This is a genomic window from Arthrobacter sp. KNU-44, from assembly GCF_051843155.1.
In the GTDB taxonomy this organism is placed as follows: Bacteria; Actinomycetota; Actinomycetes; order Actinomycetales; family Micrococcaceae; genus Arthrobacter.
Genome location: NZ_JBPXNG010000002.1, coordinates 3,257,138 through 3,275,850, shown reverse-complemented (window position 1 = coordinate 3,275,850; position 18,713 = coordinate 3,257,138). Strand labels below are relative to the sequence as shown.

Annotated in this window: 14 protein-coding genes and 1 tRNA gene; 3 read left to right on the top strand and 12 right to left on the bottom strand. The window is 61.9% G+C overall.

The genetic code is table 11. The features are described 5' to 3' along the window. The 3 genes from rpsL to rpoB form a co-directional block, all read right to left on the bottom strand. Nucleotides 1–375 (bottom strand): 30S ribosomal protein S12, encoded by a 375-nt coding sequence (gene rpsL / locus ACSVHC_RS16335; protein WP_009358312.1) that lies wholly within the window; start codon nucleotides 373–375, stop codon nucleotides 1–3. Between the two features lie 446 nt (nucleotides 376–821). After that, entirely contained in the window at nucleotides 822–4,721 is a 3,900-nt protein-coding gene (locus tag ACSVHC_RS16330; RefSeq protein WP_437771059.1) for a DNA-directed RNA polymerase subunit beta', read from the bottom strand. A 102-nt stretch (nucleotides 4,722–4,823) separates the two neighbouring features. Then, entirely contained in the window at nucleotides 4,824–8,330 is a 3,507-nt protein-coding gene (gene rpoB, locus ACSVHC_RS16325) for a DNA-directed RNA polymerase subunit beta (protein WP_078108119.1), read from the bottom strand. 409 nt (nucleotides 8,331–8,739) lie between these two features. On the opposite strand from rpoB, the gene ACSVHC_RS16320 reads away from it, so the two are divergent. Beyond that, nucleotides 8,740–9,951: an acetyl-CoA C-acetyltransferase gene (locus ACSVHC_RS16320; RefSeq protein ID WP_437771060.1), complete on the top strand. Its 1,212-nt coding sequence runs from the start codon at nucleotides 8,740–8,742 to the stop codon at nucleotides 9,949–9,951. 52 nt (nucleotides 9,952–10,003) lie between these two features. Further along, a complete protein-coding gene (locus ACSVHC_RS16315; RefSeq protein ID WP_437771061.1) occupies nucleotides 10,004–10,471 on the top strand; it encodes an aminoacyl-tRNA deacylase in 468 nt (155 codons plus the stop codon). 125 nt (nucleotides 10,472–10,596) lie between these two features. On the opposite strand, the gene rplL is transcribed toward ACSVHC_RS16315, so the two are convergent. The 9 genes from rplL to ACSVHC_RS16270 all read right to left on the bottom strand — a co-directional run bounded on the left by rplL (nucleotide 10,597) and on the right by ACSVHC_RS16270 (nucleotide 17,103). Further along, complete coding sequence (gene rplL, locus ACSVHC_RS16310; protein WP_234749044.1) at nucleotides 10,597–10,974, bottom strand: 50S ribosomal protein L7/L12; 378 nt, start codon at nucleotides 10,972–10,974, stop codon at nucleotides 10,597–10,599. A gap of 75 nt (nucleotides 10,975–11,049) precedes the next feature. Beyond that, the gene (gene rplJ, locus ACSVHC_RS16305) at nucleotides 11,050–11,655 is read right to left on the bottom strand and encodes a 50S ribosomal protein L10 (protein ID WP_234749043.1); all 606 of its coding nucleotides are present in this window, start codon (nucleotides 11,653–11,655) and stop codon (nucleotides 11,050–11,052) included. Between the two features lie 302 nt (nucleotides 11,656–11,957). Beyond that, the gene (locus tag ACSVHC_RS16300; protein ID WP_437771062.1) at nucleotides 11,958–13,109 is read right to left on the bottom strand and encodes a GNAT family N-acetyltransferase; all 1,152 of its coding nucleotides are present in this window, start codon (nucleotides 13,107–13,109) and stop codon (nucleotides 11,958–11,960) included. Then, nucleotides 13,088–14,164, bottom strand: coding sequence for a GNAT family N-acetyltransferase (locus ACSVHC_RS16295; protein ID WP_437771063.1), 1,077 nt, complete (start codon nucleotides 14,162–14,164; stop codon nucleotides 13,088–13,090). The genes ACSVHC_RS16300 and ACSVHC_RS16295 overlap by 22 nt, the downstream gene beginning before the upstream one ends. Nucleotides 14,165–14,276: 112 nt before the next feature. Beyond that, a complete protein-coding gene (gene rplA, locus ACSVHC_RS16290; RefSeq protein WP_234749040.1) occupies nucleotides 14,277–14,984 on the bottom strand; it encodes a 50S ribosomal protein L1 in 708 nt (235 codons plus the stop codon). Nucleotides 14,985–15,158: 174 nt separating this feature from the next. Continuing rightward, complete coding sequence (gene rplK / locus ACSVHC_RS16285; RefSeq protein WP_018773647.1) at nucleotides 15,159–15,590, bottom strand: 50S ribosomal protein L11; 432 nt, start codon at nucleotides 15,588–15,590, stop codon at nucleotides 15,159–15,161. A 129-nt stretch (nucleotides 15,591–15,719) separates the two neighbouring features. Next, entirely contained in the window at nucleotides 15,720–16,553 is an 834-nt protein-coding gene (gene nusG / locus ACSVHC_RS16280) for a transcription termination/antitermination protein NusG (protein WP_437771064.1), read from the bottom strand. A 114-nt stretch (nucleotides 16,554–16,667) separates the two neighbouring features. After that, nucleotides 16,668–16,949 carry a preprotein translocase subunit SecE gene (secE, locus tag ACSVHC_RS16275; protein ID WP_059387348.1) on the bottom strand — a complete coding sequence of 94 codons (282 nt, stop codon included), beginning with the start codon at nucleotides 16,947–16,949 and terminating at the stop codon, nucleotides 16,668–16,670. An 81-nt stretch (nucleotides 16,950–17,030) separates the two neighbouring features. After that, nucleotides 17,031–17,103, bottom strand: a tRNA-Trp gene (locus ACSVHC_RS16270). 324 nt (nucleotides 17,104–17,427) lie between these two features. On the opposite strand from ACSVHC_RS16270, the gene ACSVHC_RS16265 reads away from it, so the two are divergent. Further along, on the top strand, nucleotides 17,428–18,657 hold the full coding sequence (locus ACSVHC_RS16265; RefSeq protein WP_439181130.1) for a pyridoxal phosphate-dependent aminotransferase: 1,230 nt from the start codon (nucleotides 17,428–17,430) through the stop codon (nucleotides 18,655–18,657). Nucleotides 18,658–18,713 lie beyond the last annotated feature (56 nt).

Below are 18,713 nucleotides of genomic sequence, written 5' to 3'. Positions count from 1 at the left end.
TTACTTCTTCTCCATCTTTGCGCCGTAGCGGCTGCGGGCCTGCTTGCGGTTCTTGACACCCTGGGTATCGAGGGCACCACGGACGATCTTGTAACGGACACCCGGAAGGTCCTTCACACGACCACCACGGACCAGCACGATGGAGTGCTCCTGGAGGTTGTGGCCAACACCGGGGATGTAGGCGGTAACTTCAACGCCACCGTTGAGGCGCACACGTGCAACCTTACGGAGAGCCGAGTTCGGCTTCTTCGGGGTGGTCGTGTAAACGCGGGTGCAAACACCGCGGCGCATCGGGCTGCCCTTAAGCGCGGGAGCCTTGGTCTTGGAGACCTTCGGCGTGCGGCCCTTGCGGACCAGCTGGTTAATCGTAGGCACTTTCGTGTTCTCCGTTGGTTGATCTCTGCTCCGCGCCCAGACGTTGGCCTGTGTTTGCGTGAGAGCTTTGGCGTTGTCCATGCGGCCCTGGTCCGAAGACCGGTGGGCGTGCAAAAGTGCGGCATTCGTTGCGCACGTAGCCCGCAACCCGGAAACAGGCTCCACCCAACATCATGAGAACAAAACCGAAATGATGCTGCGGCGGCCTTCATCCACTGCCACACAGAACAATTACCAAAATTCTAGCATGGCTTGATCTGAGGCCTTAATCGGGTGTAAAGGGGTGAACCACGACGGCGGGTGCCGCCCGCCGTCGTCGGGCACTTAACGGGAAGGACCCCGTACTCACTGAGTACGGGGTCCTTACCTTGACTAGAAGACTAAGGGCAGGGCGGCAGGGTCCCTACGTGGCGCGGAACGCGACACGAAAGGGCCCGCCGCGCCCGTTAGCGGAAGTCGTTGCCGAGATCGTAGTCATCCAGCGGGATGGCGTGGAACTCGGGAGCTCCGTCGCCGCCCAGGGCGTCATACGAGAAGTCGGTGAAGGCGCTGGGGCCTGTGAACAGGCTTGCCTTTGCTTCTTCAGTCGGCTCCACGGTGACCTCGGTATAACGGGGCAGGCCCGTACCGGCCGGGATGAGCTTACCGATGATGACGTTCTCCTTGAGGCCAAGCAGCGGGTCGCTCTTGCCTTCCATGGCCGCCTGCGTCAGAACGCGGGTGGTCTCCTGGAAGGAAGCGGCCGACAGCCAGGACTCGGTTGCCAGAGATGCCTTGGTGATACCCATCAGTTCCGGACGACCGGAAGCCGGGGTACGGCCTTCGGACACCACGCGACGGTTCTCGTCTTCGAAGCGGCTGCGCTCAGCGAGCTCGCCCGGAAGCAGATCGGAGTCGCCGGATTCGATGACGGTCACGCGACGCAGCATCTGACGGACGATGACTTCCACGTGCTTGTCGTGGATGCCGATGCCCTGGCTGCGGTAAACGCCCTGGACCTCGTCCACCAGGAACTTCTGGGCGGCACGCGGACCCATGATGCGCAGAACCTGCTTCGGGTCCACAGGACCGTTGATCAGCTTCTGGCCGACGCTGACGTGCTCGCCATCCTCGATGAGGAGGCGGGAACGGCGCAGCACCGGGTAGGCGATCTCCTCGGAACCATCGTCCGGGGTGATGATGAGGCGCATCTGGCGCTCGGACTCTTCGATGGCGATGCGGCCGGCTGCTTCAGCAATCGGTGCAACACCCTTCGGAGTACGGGCTTCGAAGAGCTCCTGGATACGGGGCAGACCCTGGGTGATGTCGTCGCCACCGCTGGCGGAAACAGCACCACCGGTGTGGAACGTACGCATGGTCAGCTGGGTACCGGGTTCACCGATGGACTGTGCGGCGATGATGCCGACGGCCTCTCCGATGTCCACGGTCTTGCCTGTAGCCAGCGAACGGCCGTAGCAGAGTGCACAGGTGCCGACCTTGGACTCACACGTGAGCACGGAACGGACCTTGACCTCGGTGATGCCGGCTGCGAGCAGCTCGGCAATGACGACGTCGCCGCAGTCGGTGCCGGCAGCTGCCAGCACCGCACCCTTGGAGTCGACGACGTCGACGGCGAGGGTACGTGCGTAGGCGCTGTTCTCGACGTTCTCGTCAAGGACCAGCTCACCGTTGGAGTCCGGCACGGCGATTGCGGTCATGAGACCACGCTCGGTGCCACAGTCCTCTTCACGGACGATGACGTCCTGCGAAACGTCCACCAGACGACGGGTCAGGTAACCCGAGTTGGCGGTACGCAGCGCGGTGTCGGCCAGACCCTTACGGGCACCGTGCGTGGCGATGAAGTATTCCAGCACCGACAGGCCCTCACGGTACGAGGACTTGATCGGACGCGGGATGATCTCACCCTTCGGGTTGGCCACAAGACCACGGATACCCGCGATCTGGCGGACCTGCATCCAGTTACCACGTGCACCGGAGGACACCATGCGGTTGATGGTGTTCATCGGGGACAGGCTGTCACGCATCGCCTGGGCGATTTCGTTGGTGGCCTTGTTCCAGATTTCGATCAGTTCCTGGCGACGCTCGTCGTCGTCGATCAGGCCCTTGTCGTACTGGCCCTGGATCTTGGCAGCCATGGTCTCGTAACGGGCCAGGATGGCCGGCTTGGAGGTAGGCACCTCGATGTCGGAGATTGCCACGGTGACGCCCGAGCGGGTTGCCCAGTAGAAACCGGAGTCCTTCAGGTTGTCCAGCGTTGCAGCCGTGACAACCTTCGGGTAGCGCTCTGCGAGGTCGTTGACGATCCGGGAAAGCTCGCCCTTGTCGGCAACAGCCTCAACCCACGGGTAGTCCTCCGGCAGGGTCTCGTTGAAGAGAACCTGGCCGAGGGAGGTCTGGACCAGTGCGACCTGACCCGGCTCCCAACCTTCCGGAGCTTCCCAGCCGGCGTAAGGGACAAAGCCCTCAAGGCGGATCTTGACCTGGGAGTTCAGGTGCAGCTCGCGGGCATCGTAGGCCATGATGGCTTCCGCAACCGAGGAGAAGATCCGGCCTTCGCCGGCGGAACCAACGCGCTTGGTGGTCAGGTGGTACAGACCGATGATCATGTCCTGCGAAGGCAGGGTCACCGGACGGCCATCAGACGGCTTCAAGATGTTGTTGGAGGACAGCATCAGGATGCGGGCTTCAGCCTGCGCTTCGGGGCTCAGCGGCAGGTGGACTGCCATCTGGTCGCCGTCGAAGTCGGCGTTGAAGGCGCCACAAACCAGCGGGTGAAGCTGGATGGCCTTGCCTTCAACAAGCTGCGGCTCGAATGCCTGGATGCCGAGGCGGTGCAGGGTAGGTGCACGGTTGAGCAGCACCGGGTGTTCGGTGATGATCTCTTCCAGCACGTCCCAGACCTGCGGGCGGTAACGCTCGACCATGCGCTTTGCCGACTTGATGTTCTGCGCGTGGTTGAGGTCAACCAGCCGCTTCATCACGAACGGCTTGAAGAGCTCCAGGGCCATCTGCTTGGGCAGACCACACTGGTGCAGCTTCAGCTGCGGGCCGACGACAATGACCGAACGGCCGGAGTAGTCGACGCGCTTGCCGAGCAGGTTCTGGCGGAAACGACCCTGCTTGCCCTTGAGCATGTCGCTCAGGGACTTCAGCGGACGGTTGCCCGGACCCGTGACGGGACGGCCGCGACGTCCGTTGTCGAAGAGGCTGTCAACAGCTTCCTGAAGCATGCGCTTCTCGTTGTTGACGATGATCTCCGGAGCGCCGAGGTCAAGCAGTCGCTTGAGTCGGTTGTTGCGGTTGATCACACGGCGGTAGAGGTCGTTGAGGTCGGAGGTCGCGAAGCGGCCACCGTCCAGCTGGACCATCGGGCGCAGTTCCGGCGGGATCACCGGGACAGCGTCAAGAACCATGCCAAGCGGGCTGTTGTTGGTGGTCAGGAATGCGTTGACAACCTTCAGTCGCTTGAGGGCTCGGGTCTTGCGCTGGCCCTTGCCGTTCTGGATGGTGTCGCGGAGGGACTCCGACTCTGCCTGCATGTCGAAGTTCTCAAGACGCTTCTTGATGGCTTCGGCACCCATGGAGCCTTCGAAGTACATGCCGTAGCGGTCGCGCAGTTCGCGGTACAGGCCTTCGTCACCTTCAAGGTCGGCGACCTTGAGGTTCTTGAAGCGGTCCCAGACCTGCTCGAGGCGCTCGATCTCAGCATCCGCGCGCTTGCGGACGTTGGCCATCTGACGGTCCGCGGAGTCGCGGGCCTTCTTCTTGTCCGCAGCCTTGGCGCCTTCACCTTCGAGGCGGGCAAGCTCGTCCTCAAGGTCGCGGGCGATCGTGGCGATGTCACTGTCGCGGTTGTCGACGAGCTGCTTCTTCTCGAGGTCGTGCTCCACCTGAAGGTTCGGCAGTTCCGCGTGACGGCTCTCGGTGTCGACGCTCGTGATCATGTAGGCAGCGAAGTAGATGACCTTTTCAAGGTCCTTCGGCGCCAGGTCAAGGAGGTAGCCCAAGCGGGAGGGAACACCCTTGAAGTACCAGATGTGCGTGACGGGAGCGGCCAGCTCGATGTGGCCCATGCGCTCGCGGCGCACCTTGGCGCGAGTGACTTCAACGCCACAACGCTCGCAGATGATGCCCTTGAAGCGCACGCGCTTGTACTTGCCGCAGTAGCATTCCCAGTCCCGGGACGGGCCGAAGATCTTCTCGCAGAAGAGGCCGTCCTTCTCGGGCTTGAGCGTGCGGTAGTTGATGGTTTCCGGCTTCTTGACCTCACCGTAAGACCAGCCGCGGATGTCTTCCGCGGTGGCGAGGCCGATCTGCATGAGGCCGAAGGAGGATTCGCTGGACATATGGTCCCTGTTCTCTCTTGTTCTCTAAATTCTGAAGTCTTGGGTTTACGGAAAGAGGCAGCTGCCTTGGCTGGCGGTCTGCACCGCCAGCCAGAGCGGCTGTTAGACCTCTTCTACGGAGCTGGGCTCTGCGCGAGACAGATCAATGCCCAGTTCTTCCGCAGCCGTAAAGACTGCGTCATCAGAGTCACGCATTTCGATCGTCGTACCGTCCGTGGAAAGAACTTCCACGTTCAGGCACAGCGACTGCATTTCCTTGATCAAGACCTTGAAGGATTCCGGAACGCCAGGCTCGGGGATGTTCTCGCCCTTGACGATGGCTTCGTAGACCTTCACGCGGCCGTGGATATCGTCCGACTTGATCGTCAGCAGTTCCTGGAGGGTGTAGGCAGCGCCGTATGCTTCGAGCGCCCACACTTCCATTTCACCGAAGCGCTGGCCACCGAACTGTGCCTTACCACCCAGCGGCTGCTGCGTGATCATGGAGTACGGGCCAGTGGAGCGCGCGTGGATCTTGTCGTCCACCAGGTGGTGGAGCTTCAGGATGTACATGTAGCCCACGGAGATCGGGTCCGGGAACGGCTCGCCGGAGCGGCCGTCGAACAGACGGGTCTTGCCGGAGGAGTCGATCAGGCGGTCGCCGTCGCGGGTCACGTTGGTGGAATCCAGCAGACCTGTGATTTCCTCTTCGCGTGCACCGTCGAACACCGGGGTGGCGACAGTGGTCTGGCCGGATTCACGAGGCAGGTTCGGGAGGTTCTTGACCCACTCCGGCTCGCCTTCGATCTTCCAACCGGTCTTCGCAACCCAACCGAGGTGCGTTTCGAGCACCTGGCCGACGTTCATGCGGCCCGGAACACCCAGCGGGTTCAGGACGATGTCCACCGGCGTACCGTCGGCAAGGAACGGCATGTCTTCGATCGGGAGGATCTTGGAGATGACGCCCTTGTTACCGTGGCGGCCGGCGAGCTTGTCGCCGTCGGTGATCTTGCGCTTGGCAGCAACGTAGACGCGGACCAGCTGGTTGACGCCCGGGGGCAGCTCGTCGTCGTTGTCGCGGTCGAAGACGCGCACGCCGATGACCGTGCCGGACTCACCGTGGGGAACCTTCAGGGAGGTGTCACGCACTTCGCGGGACTTCTCGCCGAAGATCGCACGGAGGAGGCGCTCTTCCGGAGTCAGTTCGGTTTCACCCTTCGGGGTGACCTTTCCGACCAGGATGTCGCCGGCTTCAACCTCGGCACCGATGTGGATGATGCCGCGCTCGTCCAGTCCTGCGAGGACTTCCTCGGACACGTTGGGGATGTCACGGGTGATTTCCTCGGCACCAAGCTTGGTGTCGCGGGCATCGATCTCGTGCTCCTCGATGTGGATGGAGGAAAGAACATCCTCAGCGACGATGCGCTGCGACAGGATGATGGCGTCCTCGAAGTTGTGGCCTTCCCAGGACATGAATGCCACGAGGAGGTTCTTACCGAGGGCGAGTTCACCTTGGTCCGTTGCCGGGCCGTCAGCGATGATGCCGCCGACTTCGAGGCGCTGGCCTTCGTTGACCAGGACACGGTGGTTGTAGCAGTTGCCTTGGTTGGAACGGGCGAACTTGTTGATGCGGTAGCTGGTTTCCGTGCCGTCGTCGTTAAGCATGGTGACGAGGTCAGCGGAAACTTCGTTGACGACACCGGCCTTCTTCGCGATGACAACGTCACCGGCGTCGACGGCGGCAGCGCGCTCCATGCCGGTACCCACGAACGGGGCCTCGGAACGGACCAGCGGCACAGCCTGGCGCTGCATGTTGGCACCCATGAGTGCGCGGTTTGCATCGTCATGCTCAAGGAACGGAATCAGGGCGGTAGCCACGGACACCATCTGGCGCGGGGAAACGTCCATGAACTGAACTTCGCCGGCCGGAACCAGGACGGGCTCGCCTCCACCACCACGGGCACGGACAAGCACGGTTTCTTCCGCGAACTTCTTGTCGGCGTCGAGCGGTGCGTTGGCCTGTGCAATCAGGACTTCTGCTTCGTCGTCGGCGGTGAGGTACTGGACCTCATCGGAAACGACACCCTCGGACACCAGTCGGTACGGAGTCTCGATGAAACCGAACGGGTTGATACGGCCGTAGGAAGCCAACGAACCGATCAGACCGATGTTCGGGCCTTCAGGAGTTTCGATGGGGCACATACGTCCGTAGTGGGACGGGTGCACGTCTCGAACTTCCATGCCTGCGCGGTCACGGGACAGACCACCCGGGCCAAGGGCCGACAGGCGGCGCTTGTGGGTCAGACCCGACAACGGGTTGTTCTGGTCCATGAACTGCGACAGCTGGGACGTTCCGAAGAACTCCTTGATAGCTGCCACAACAGGGCGGATGTTGATCAGGGTCTGCGGCGTGATCGCTTCGACGTCCTGCGTGGTCATACGTTCGCGGACGACGCGCTCCATGCGGGACAGGCCGGTGCGGACCTGGTTTTCGATCAGTTCGCCGACGGCGCGGATGCGACGGTTGCCGAAGTGGTCGATGTCATCGATCTCGACGCGGAGCTCGTGGTCTTCGCCATCGCGCTTGCCCATGAGGGTCTTCTCGCCGGCGTGAAGCGCGACGAGGAACTTGATCATGGCCACGATGTCTTCAACGTGCAGGACCGAAGCTTCCTTGTCGCCAAGGGAGCGGTCGATGCCGAGCTTGCGGTTGATCTTGTAACGGCCGACCTTGGCCAGATCGTAGCGCTTGGCGTTGAAGTACAGGTTGTCCAGCAGGGACTGGGCAGCCTCGACGGTGGGCGGCTCGCCCGGACGCAGCTTGCGGTAGATGTCCAGCAGGGCGTCTTCGCGGGTTTCGGTGGCGTCCTTCTCCAGCGTTGCGCGCATCGAGTCGTACTGGCCGAACTCTTCGAGGATCTGGCCTTCGGTCCAACCGAGGGCCTTCAGCAGAACGGTGACCGACTGCTTGCGCTTGCGGTCGAGGCGTACGCCGACCTGGTCGCGCTTGTCGATTTCGAGCTCGAACCATGCACCGCGGGACGGGATGATCTTTGCAGTGAAGATGTCCTTGTCACTGGTCTTGTCAGCGGTGCGCTCAAAGTAGGCGCCCGGCGAACGGACCAGCTGGGAGACGACGACACGCTCGGTGCCGTTGACAACGAACGTTCCCTTCTCGGTCATGAGAGGGAAATCGCCCATGAACACGGTCTGCTGCTTGATTTCACCCGTGTTGTTGTTCATGAACTCGGCCTTGACATACAGCGGTGCCGAGTAAGTGGCGTCACGGTCTTTGCATTCGGCCATGGTGTACTTCGGATCAGCGAACTCCGGCTCGGAGAAGCTCAGGGACATAGTGCCCTGGAAGTCCTCGATGGGGGAGATCTCTTCGAAGATGTCAGCAAGTCCCGAGGTGGTGGCGACGCTCAGGTCGCCTTCCTCGACGGCCTTCGCTACCCGCGACTGCCAGCGTTCGTTTCCGACCAGCCAGTCAAAGCTGTCCGTCTGCAGTGCGAGCAGATTCGGAACGTCCAGCGGTTCGTGAATCTTTGCGAATGAGAGCCGGCGAGTTGCACCATCGGTGCTTGCCGTATTAGCGGTTTCGTTATTAGAGGTGCTCGAGGCGACCAAGAGGGATCCTTCCACAGACCTTCAGGCGTTTTCAGATCTCCCCCGCTTGCACCCTGCAGATTGAATCCGCAGTGTACCTTTCCGGTTCCGCTATATGACCCGGGACCCCCGCTGGCCAAGACCATGCGCGTTCTTAACGGCACGTCGATGGCGCAGCTGAGAGGTAAAGCCCACCGCTATATGAAGGCTGAAGGTTAACAGGGAAGACGCAAATATCCACAATACGGCAAATCAACCCACCTGTCTACCCCACATCCCGCCCGAATGCAAGCACAGTTGCTGCAGGCACCTATGCGGCCCTGCCCGATACTGCCGTCGACGGAATGTAGATCCAGGCTCCATTGTTGAATGGAGTGGTGATGTACGCCACGGTAACCTAGGCTCACCACCCTTGATCGGAAGAGAGAAAATGAGCACCCCCTCAGACATGACGGACAACAACAACGACGTTGTCATCCTTTCCGCCAGCCGCACCCCACAGGGACGGTTGAACGGGCAACTGGCCGGGCTCACCGCCGTCGAGCTCGGCGCTCACGCCATTTCGGGCGCCATCGCCGCGAGCGGACTCACCGCGGACAAAGTGGACGCGGTGATCATGGGACAGGTCCTGCAGGCGGGCGCCGGCCAGAATCCGGCCCGGCAAAGCGCCATCGCCGCCGGAATCGGCTGGAACATCCCGGCCGTCACCATCAACAAGGTCTGCCTCTCCGGGCTGACTGCCGTGATCGATGCCGCGCGAATGATCCGCAGCGGGGACGCCGCCGTCGTGGTTGCCGGCGGCCAGGAATCGATGAGCCGCGCTCCCCACCTGTTGCCCGGTTCGAGGCAAGGGTGGAGCTACGGAGCGATCCAGGCCCTCGACGTCGCGGCCCACGACGGCCTCACCGACGCGTTTGATGGCCAGTCAATGGGCCTGTCCACCGAGATCAAGAACCTTTCGCTTGGGATCGACCGACGGTCCCAGGATGAAGTGGCCGCCGCTTCGCACCAGCGGGCCGCCGCGGCCGCCGCGCAAGGCGTGTTCGACGGCGAGATCACACCCATCAGCGTCAAGCAGCGCAAGGGAGAACCCTTGGTGCTGACGAGCGACGAAGGCGTCCGCCCCCAGACGACCCTGGAGACCCTGGCCCCCTTGAAGGGCGCCTTTGCCACCGACGGAACCATCACCGCGGGCAACTCCTCTCCCCTGTCCGACGGCGCCTCCGCACTCGTCCTCACGAGCCGGCGCTTTGCCGAGGAGAACGGCCTTGACTACCTCGCCGTCGTCGGCAAACCCGGCCAAGTAGCCGGACCCGACAACAGCCTGCATTCGCAGCCTTCCAACGCGATACGGCACGCGCTGGGCCGCGCGGGGTGGACAACGGCCGATCTGGACTTCATCGAGATCAATGAAGCCTTCGGCTCGGTTGCGGTGCAGTCCTTGAAGGACCTGGACTATCCCTTGGAGAAGTGCAATGTCCATGGCGGAGCAATTGCGATTGGACACCCGATCGGCGCCTCAGGAGCGCGGCTTGCCCTCCATGCGGCCCACGAGCTGAAGCGCCGCGGGAAGGGCAAAGCGGCCGTCGCCCTTTGTGGTGGCGGCGGCCAAGGCGAAGCACTGCTTCTCTACCGCGACTAGATATTCGGGGTATTCGGCAGCGGGAGCGGCCATGACTGGAAAAGGGGCATGAATGCGGGGCACTGAGCGATTCCTGGCCGACGCGGCCGCCCGCGGACTCGACGTCCAACTCGTGGAGCGGACAGCGGCAAGCAGCCTTGACGAAGCGGCCCGCATCATGGGGATCAGACCGGCGGACATCGTGAAGTCCCTTGTGGTCAAGCGCCGGGATGGCACGTTCCTGTTTGCGCTGGTTCCGGGTGACCGGCAGATCTCCTGGCCCAAGCTGCGCGCCCTCCTGGGCGTCAACAAGCTGTCCATGCCGTCCGCAGACATCGCCTTCGAGGCAACCGGCTATGAGCGCGGTACCATCACGCCGCTCGGAAGTTCCAAGCCCTGGCCGGTATATGCCGATGCCAGCATCGCCGGACGGAGGATCTCCATGGGGGCGGGCGAACACGGATTCAGCGCTTTCGTGAAGGCCGATGAGCTGGCAGCCGCGCTGCAGGCCGTCGTGGCCGACATCAGCGACCCCATCTGAGCAACGCGGGGTCACTTACGGCCCATCCAGCAGCACCCAATGGGCCGTAAGTGACCCCGCGTTGCCCTTAAACGCAGGAAAGCCCCGCCCGGACGAATCCGGACGGGGCTTTCTGAAAAGGCGAGTTACTTGACAGTAACCGTGGCGCCTGCAGCTTCGAGCTGGTCCTTGGCCTTCTCAGCGGCTTCCTTGGTGGCGCCTTCGAGAACAGCCTTCGGTGCACCGTCAACCAGGTCCTTGGCTTCCTTGAGGCCGAGGGAGGTGATGGCGCGAACTTCCTTGATCACTGCGATCTTCTTTTCACCGGCAGCTTCGAGGATGACATCAAATTCGGTCTTCTCTTCAACTTCTTCGCCAGCGCCGGCGCCAGCCGGGCCTGCAACTGCAACAGCAGCAGCAGTGACTTCGAAGGTCTCTTCGAAGAGCTTGACGAACTCGGAGAGCTCGATGATGGTCAGTTCCTTGAAAGCTTCAATGAGCTCTTCGTTGCTGAGCTTCGCCATGTTTGGCGTCCTTCCTTTAGGTGGTGCTGCCACGGACGTGGTCCGTTACTGCACCGCAGTTTGAATGGGGAGAACTTAGTTCTCTTCGGTTGCTGCTTCAGCGGCTTCAGCCGGAGCGGCAGCCTCTTCTGCAGCAGCCTCGGCGGGAGCCTCTTCGGCAGCCGGTGCTTCTTCAGCGGCCGGTGCTACAGCGCCGCCCTCTTCTTCAAGCTTGAGGCGCAGAGCGTCAATGATGCGTGCAGCCGCGGCAGCAGGTGCCTTGAGGATGCCTGCAACCTTGGCGAGCTGCAGCTCACGGGACTCGAGGGCTGCCAGTGCGGCAACCTCTGCTGCGTTCAGTGCCTTGCCTTCGAAGTAGCCGGTCTTGATGACCAGCTGCTTGTTGACCTTGGCAAAGTCCGTCAGGCTCTTGGCGGCAGCAACCGCGTCACCCTTGATGAATGCAATTGCAGTGGGGCCGGCGAGCTGACCGTCGAATGCTTCGACACCAGCTTCCTTGGCTGCAATGGCGGTCAGGGTGTTCTTAACGACCGAGAACTTGGTGTCCAGGCCGAGAGAAACACGCAGCTGCTTGAGCTGTGCAACAGAGAGCCCGCGGTATTCGGTCAGGACAGCGGCGTTCGATTCCTTGAAATCGTTGGTGATCTCAGCTACTGCAGAGATCTTGCTAGGCGTTGCCATAACCCTCCTTCCGGGGAATAAAGCCGGTTTTCCGGGTCCCCGCTCAAAAGAGCTGCAACTAAAAAACGCCCCGCGCAGATGCACGGGGCTTGGCTCAACACGATCGAATGATCGCGGAGATTTGCTTCGTTCACCTGCGCCGGCCGCCCTTTGTCAGGGTCCTTCGTCAAGGAATCCACTTGGTTCTTCCGCGCGTTGCTGCAGAGTTGAGCTGCGCCCGGAGGAGTGGATTCCCATCAACCGACGGTCTTTGGTAGTTCAAGCTTACGGGACTGGCAAGTGCATCGCCAAATCGCGCGGCCTCACTCGGAGGAGGTGACTCTCGGGCCCATGCTCGGCAGTTCTTTCTGCCAAAGCCCCGTGACCCCGGCCGTCGTGAATCCCAATTGCTTGTTCACCGTCAGCAGGTACCGGTTTTCGGGGGCATTCCAGGTGTAGATCACCCGGGCATCGGGGAACTGTTCGCTAAGGCGCTGCATGTTGGCGACCTTGATGAGGAGCCCGAGCTTGTTTCCCCGGTGTTCCTGCAGGACGATCGTGTCGTCCTGGAAGACGACGTCCTGGCGTTGCGCCAGGACGCCGATCGTGGTGAGCCCAACGATCCGCCCGCTGGCGACGTGCTCGACGGCGGTGACCACCGTTCGGCGCCCCTGCGCGACGGCGGCGTCTTCCGCCTGGCGCAACACACCGGCGTCGAACACTAACTGCTGCTGCTCGGCCTCCGCGGTCTCACTGCTCTCGGACACCACTTCTCCGGCCGCGTTCTCCAGCGCGGCCACTGCTTCGAGCCACTGTTGCGGGCAGCGATCGGTCCAGTGGTGGACCCGATAGCGGCCGGCGTTCGCGGCTTCGGCCTCGGCCTCAAGCTCAGCGACGAGTTTTGAATCCAGCGGGAGCGCACAGGAACTGAACTGTTCGATGTGCTGGAGGGTGTAACCGGTACGACGGGCAAAGTCGACCTCGCGGCTGGCCAAGGGAACGAAGCCCAGGCCGCTGCCAGGTACGAGCTGGCCCTCGGCACCACCGCGCAAGGACTCGGCAGGATGGTTGGTGTCCACCATGATCATCGTCCGGCCCTCGCTTTTCGCGAAATGTTCGGCAGCTTCCAGAAGCTGCCGGCCGACGCCCCTGCGCTGGAATTCAGGAAGGATGTCGAGGGTGAACTCGGCCAGGTCCATGTTGTCGGCAAGGGGCAGCGCGATGTCCACGGTACCGACAATACGGCCGTCGACGCGGGCTACGAGAATGACCTGGCGTTCGTAAGGGTCGCCGAGTTCGAGCAGTTTCTCCAACGGAGTGTAGGCGAGATCGTCCGTGCCCCAGATCTGCATGCGGACCCTGCGGCTGACTTCGACGGCCGCCAGAAAATCCTTTGCGTCGTCGGCGTCAAGGGAATCCGGGATCCAGAGTTGGCCGATCTCCACGGTGCTCGTCATTTGATCCTCTTTTGCCATTCGCCGTCGTATCCCGCCGGTTTGAAGCCGAGCTGTACGTTGATGGACAGCATATGTTCGTTTTCCTCGGCGTTAAAAGTCATGACGCGCTGGACGGCTGGATATTCCGCTTGAAGTCTGCGCAGATTGGCCAGTTTCACGAGCATTCCCAGTCCATGGCCCCGGTGCGGCTTTGCCACCAAAGTATCGTCCTGCTCGGCCACCCAGGGCTTCGCTGGATCAAGGTAGATCACGGTGTACGCGACGAGCTCCCCTGTCCGCTGATGTTGCGCAGCTGCCACAAGGGCAGTCTGGCCCTCGGCAAGCGTTGTGTCCTCGAGTTGCCTGACGCGCGCAGCGTCCCAGGCCTCTGCCTCGATCTCAAGACCGCCCGCCGGGGTATCCGTGCTCATCCGGCCCATCAGCACGGCCATGTGGTCCACGTGTTCTGCGGGGCACCGGTTCGTCCAGGCAAGGACCTCGTAGGCGGCGTCGGCCTTGGAATGGGCCGCAAGCTCCAGCCTTGACCATTCCCCGCTGTGGTCCATGTCCAGGCTGCTGAATCTGCTGGCCTGTTCCAAGGTGAATCCATTCTTGAGGCAGAAGGCCACGCCCGGACTGTCTTCGGGCACTCCCCCGGGTACTCCTTCGGCCCCTGCGGAACCGATCGGGTGTTCGGTGTGCGCCTGCAGGACGTGCCTCCCCTGTGCCCTGGCAACCTCTTCTACGGTGCGGAGCAGTGCGGTTCCGATTCCATACCGGCGGTGCCCCTCCAGAACATCTACATGGAGCCAAGCGGTGTGGACGTTGTCCTTGAGCGGAACCTGGCAGGAAGCGTAGCCGACGATGCTTCCGTGAACCCGGGCGAAGAAGTTCCTTGAGGCCTCGTATGGGGAATCCCGCCATCCGGCGAGCCGGGCCTGCGCCGATGATGCCCGGTCCAGGTTTCCCCAGGTTTCCAGCACCATGGCATCCATTACGGAAGAAAGCTCCCGGAATTCCTTGGCGTCCGGCCCGTCCAGGGACTCCGGCAGGTGGAGCTCATGGATGCTGAAATCCGGAAGCCGGTCTGTCATGCCCTTAGCCTAATCAGCGGTCGCTACGCGCGATAGGTGCCGGTTTGCGTACAACGAAAGGACCGCCCGGCGAATGCCGGACGGTCCTTTCAGAGTCGATGCTCCCGGTGGCTTACGCCTCGGTGAGAACCTTGGTGACGTTCGGGTCAACGGAGATGCCCGGGCCGAACGTGGTGGCGACCGTAGCCTTCTGGATGTACCGGCCCTTGGAAGCGGACGGCTTCAGGCGAAGCACCTCTTCCAGAGCGGCTGCGTAGTTCTCGGCCAGCTTCAGTTCATCGAAGGAAACCTTGCCGATGATGAAGTGCAGGTTCGAGTGCTTGTCGACGCGGAAGTCGATCTTGCCACCCTTGATGTCGTTGACAGCCTTGGTGACGTCTGCGGTCACGGTACCGGTCTTCGGGTTCGGCATGAGGTTACGCGGGCCGAGGACTTTACCGAGACGGCCAACCTTGCCCATGAGGTCCGGGGTTGCCACTGCGGCGTCGAAGTCGGTCCAGCCGGCGGCGATCTTTTCGATCAGGTCATCGGAACCAACGAAGTCGGCGCCTGCAGCGATTGCTGCTTCGGCCTTGTCGCCCGTTGCGAAAACCAGGACGCGGGCAGTCTTACCCGTGCCGTGCGGCAGGTTGACGGTGCCGCGCACCATCTGGTCGGCCTTACGCGGGTCAACGCCCAAACGGAAAGCAACCTCAACGGTGGCGTCGAACTTGGACGGGTTGGTGTCCTTGGCGAGCTTGATGGCCTCGAACGGGGCGTAGAACTTGTCTGCCTCGATCTTGGCTACGGCTGCCTCATATGCTTTGCTGCGCTTTGCCATGCTGCTTATTCTCCTTGTGCAGTTGTGGTCTGCGGACCGCGCTGGGCCCTGCCACAGTTGGAAATCCGGCGTGGATCTCCAACATTTTCAATATTTCAGTGGTGCCGGTTTCCCGGCGGTGCTACCCGGCGTCGTCAGTTTCCCAAAACAGACGCCATGAAGCGGTGAGGGGAATTAACCCTCGACGGTGATACCCATGGAGCGTGCGGTGCCGGCGATGATCTTGGCAGCGCCCTCAAGGCTGGTGGCGTTGAGGTCTTCCATCTTGGTGGTGGCGATCTCGTTAACCTGTGCCTGGGTCAGCTTGGCAACCTTGACGGTGTGCGGCGTGGCCGAACCCTTTGCAACGCCTGCAGCCTTCTTGATGAGCTCTGCAGCCGGCGGGGTCTTGGTGATGAAGGTGAAAGAGCGGTCTTCGTAGACCGTGATTTCAACCGGGATAACGTTTCCGCGCTGGGCTTCCGTTGCAGCGTTGTACGCCTTGCAGAATTCCATGATGTTGACACCGTGCTGGCCAAGCGCAGGACCGATCGGCGGGGCCGGGTTGGCGGCACCTGCCTGGATCTGCAGCTTGATGAGGCCGGTGACCTTCTTCTTGGGAGCCAATGTAGGTCCTTCTCTCAATAACTTCCTAGGACACAGGAGCGTGCCTCAGGTTTGTGGCCGCCATGGCAAGGCGACCGACCGCTCCGTGGTTGCTAAGCGGGCAACCACGGGGCGAAATTCTTGGATCAACTAGATCTTGGTGACCTGGTTGAATGCGAGCGTAACCGGGGTTTCGCGTTCGAAGATCGACACCAGCACCACAAGCGTCTGGGAATCCATCTTGATCTCGGAGATCGTGGCGGGAAGGGTCTCGAACGGACCTTCCTTGACGATGACGGACTCTCCGACCTCGAAGTCGATGTCGACGGGCGTCTGGTGCTGCTTGTTGACCGGCTTGCCCTTTTCGGCCTGCTGCTCTTCGAAGACTGGAGCCAGCATGGAGAAGACCTCGTCAAGGCGAAGCGGGACCGGGTTGTGTGCGTTGCCCACGAAGCCAGTGACACCCGGAGTGTGGCGGACGGCGCCCCAGGATGCGTCGGTCAGGTCCATACGGACGAGGACGTAACCCGGGATGCGTACGCGGTTGATGATCTTGCGCTGGGCGTTCTTGATCTCAACGACTTCCTCCATGGGCACCTGGATCTCGAAGATGTAATCTTCCATGTCCAGGGTCTGGATGCGGGTCTCAAGGTTGGCCTTGACGCGGTTTTCGTAACCGGCGTAGGAGTGGATGACGTACCAGTCACCCTCCTGGCGGCGAAGCTTGGCCTTGAACTCCTCAGCGGGGTCGGCGGGCGCTACGGCTGCAGCGGCGGCCAAGGCGTCGGCGCCGGACTCGGCGTCGTCAGACTCGTCGTCGTCGGACACCTCGGCGTCGGACTCATCGGCGTCGTCGACGTCGGCAGTTTCGGGCGCAGCAGAATCGACCTCGGATCCTTCCACGGCGTCAGCCGTGGCGTGGGCCGTGCTTTCAGCGGGCCCATCCAGCTCAGTCTCAGTTACCTCGAGCTCCTGCTCAGACACTTGGTCTCCTGCTTCCTCATTGCCTAACATGCCTATTTAAATGGCTCAATTCCGCAAACCCTACGAAATCCCTTGATTTTCCGGGGATTCCGCGCGGTTTGCGGAGCGATCCGCTTAGTGGTTCGTGGTGCCGGTAGCGCCGAAAACCCATTTGATTCCCGTACCGAAAGCCAGGTCCAGGATGGTGACGACCAGCATCATGATGGCCACGAACACCAGCACCACGACTGTGTAGTTGACCAGTTCCTTACGGGTGGGGGCAACTACCTTCTTGAGCTCGCCAATTACCTGGCGAACAAAAAGCGCAATTCGAGCGAAGAGGCCGGAATCGGACTTCTTGGCAGGGCGGCCCTTCGAGCTGCTCGCAGCTGTTTCGGTCACCTGATCCTCACTCATCTATGCAAACGTCGTTGACCCGACTCTGATCAGAGTCATGGTTGCTGCGCTTGTTCCGAGCAAAACCCGGAACAGCTTGCGCAGGGCAGACAGGACTCGAACCTGCAACCTGCGGTTTTGGAGACCGCTGCGCTACCAATTGCGCCACTACCCTATGGAACGAATCCATATTTCGGCCGCACTCCATCGAAGCCAAGGAATCCAGAAGAACACGAGATTCCGGAGCCTATCTGGGGCGCGAACCATTGTGATGTTTTTCAACACCGGTGAACCAGTCTACGCAACAACGTCGCGATAGTCGAACCGGGCCATTTCCGGAGCGTTCAGGCCGTCCCGCTCGTGTGATCAGCGCTCGCTTGATCAGCCTTCACTGTCACTTTCCCGGCGTTAGCCCGATAGCTCCGCAGAACAGCATAAAGTAGATTTCGTCGAATCCCACCATCCAGCCCATGAGCTGCCCGCGAAGAACGGTGCTTTAATGTCTGCCGGAATACCAGCCGCCCGCATTTCACAGCGAATTTCCGCCATCGCCGAATCCGCCACCCTTGCCGTTGACGCCAAGGCCAAGGCGCTCAAGGCAGCGGGTCGCCCCGTGATTGGCTTTGGCGCCGGGGAGCCCGACTTCCCGACCCCCGACTACATCGTCAAGGCCGCCGTCGAGGCCGCCGGCCAGCCGAAGTACCACCGCTACTCCCCTGCCGCCGGCCTGCCGGAGCTGAAGCAGGCCATCGCGGACAAGACGTTCCGCGACTCGGGCTACAAAGTAGACGCTTCCCAGGTGATGGTTACCAATGGCGGCAAGCAGGCCGTCTACAACACCTTCGCGACCCTTGTTGATCCGGGCGACGAAGTAATCATCCCCACGCCGTTCTGGACCACCTACCCGGAGGCAATTCGCTTGGCCGGAGGCGTTCCCGTTGAGGTCTTCGCCGGCCCCGAGCAGGGTTACCTGGTCACCGTGGAGCAGCTCGAAGCCGCGGTCACCGACAAGACGAAGATCCTGCTTTTCGTTTCGCCGTCCAACCCGACCGGAGCCGTCTACAGCGCCGAACAGGTGGCTGAGATCGGAAAATGGGCTGCGGCAAAGGGCCTCTGGGTTGTCACCGACGAAATCTATGAGCACCTGACCTACGACGGCGTGCCCTTCACCTCGATCGCCACTGCCGCCCCCGAACTCGGCGACAAGGTGGTCATCCTCAACGGTGTCGCCAAGACCTATGCCATGACCGGATGGCGTGTTGGATGGATGATCGGCCCGGCTGACGTCATCAAGGCCGCCACCAACCTCCAGTCGCACGCGACGTCGAACGTTTCCAACATCATGCAGATCGCAGCCCTGGCTGCCGTGTCCGGTCCGCTGACCGCCGTCGACGAAATGAAAGTCGCCTTCGACCGCCGCCGCAAGGCGATTGTCGCCGGACTGAACGCGATCGAGGGTGTGGAATGCCCGACGCCGACCGGCGCCTTCTACGTGTACGCCGACGTCCGCGGTCTGCTGGGCAAGGAATTCCCGACGTCGAACGGTCCTGTCCGTCCGTCAACGTCCGCTGAGCTGGCCTCGCTGATCCTCGACGAGGTTGAGGTCGCAATTGTTCCGGGCGAGGCCTTCGGCCCCTCCGGTTTCGTGCGCCTCTCCTACGCCTTGGGCGACGACGACCTTGCCGAAGGCGTTCGTCGCCTCCAGGAATTCCTCGGCCAGGCCAAGTAGCCTTCCGCCTGCACAAACGCCCGTTCACCTTGGGTTTAGGTGAGCGGGCGTTTGGG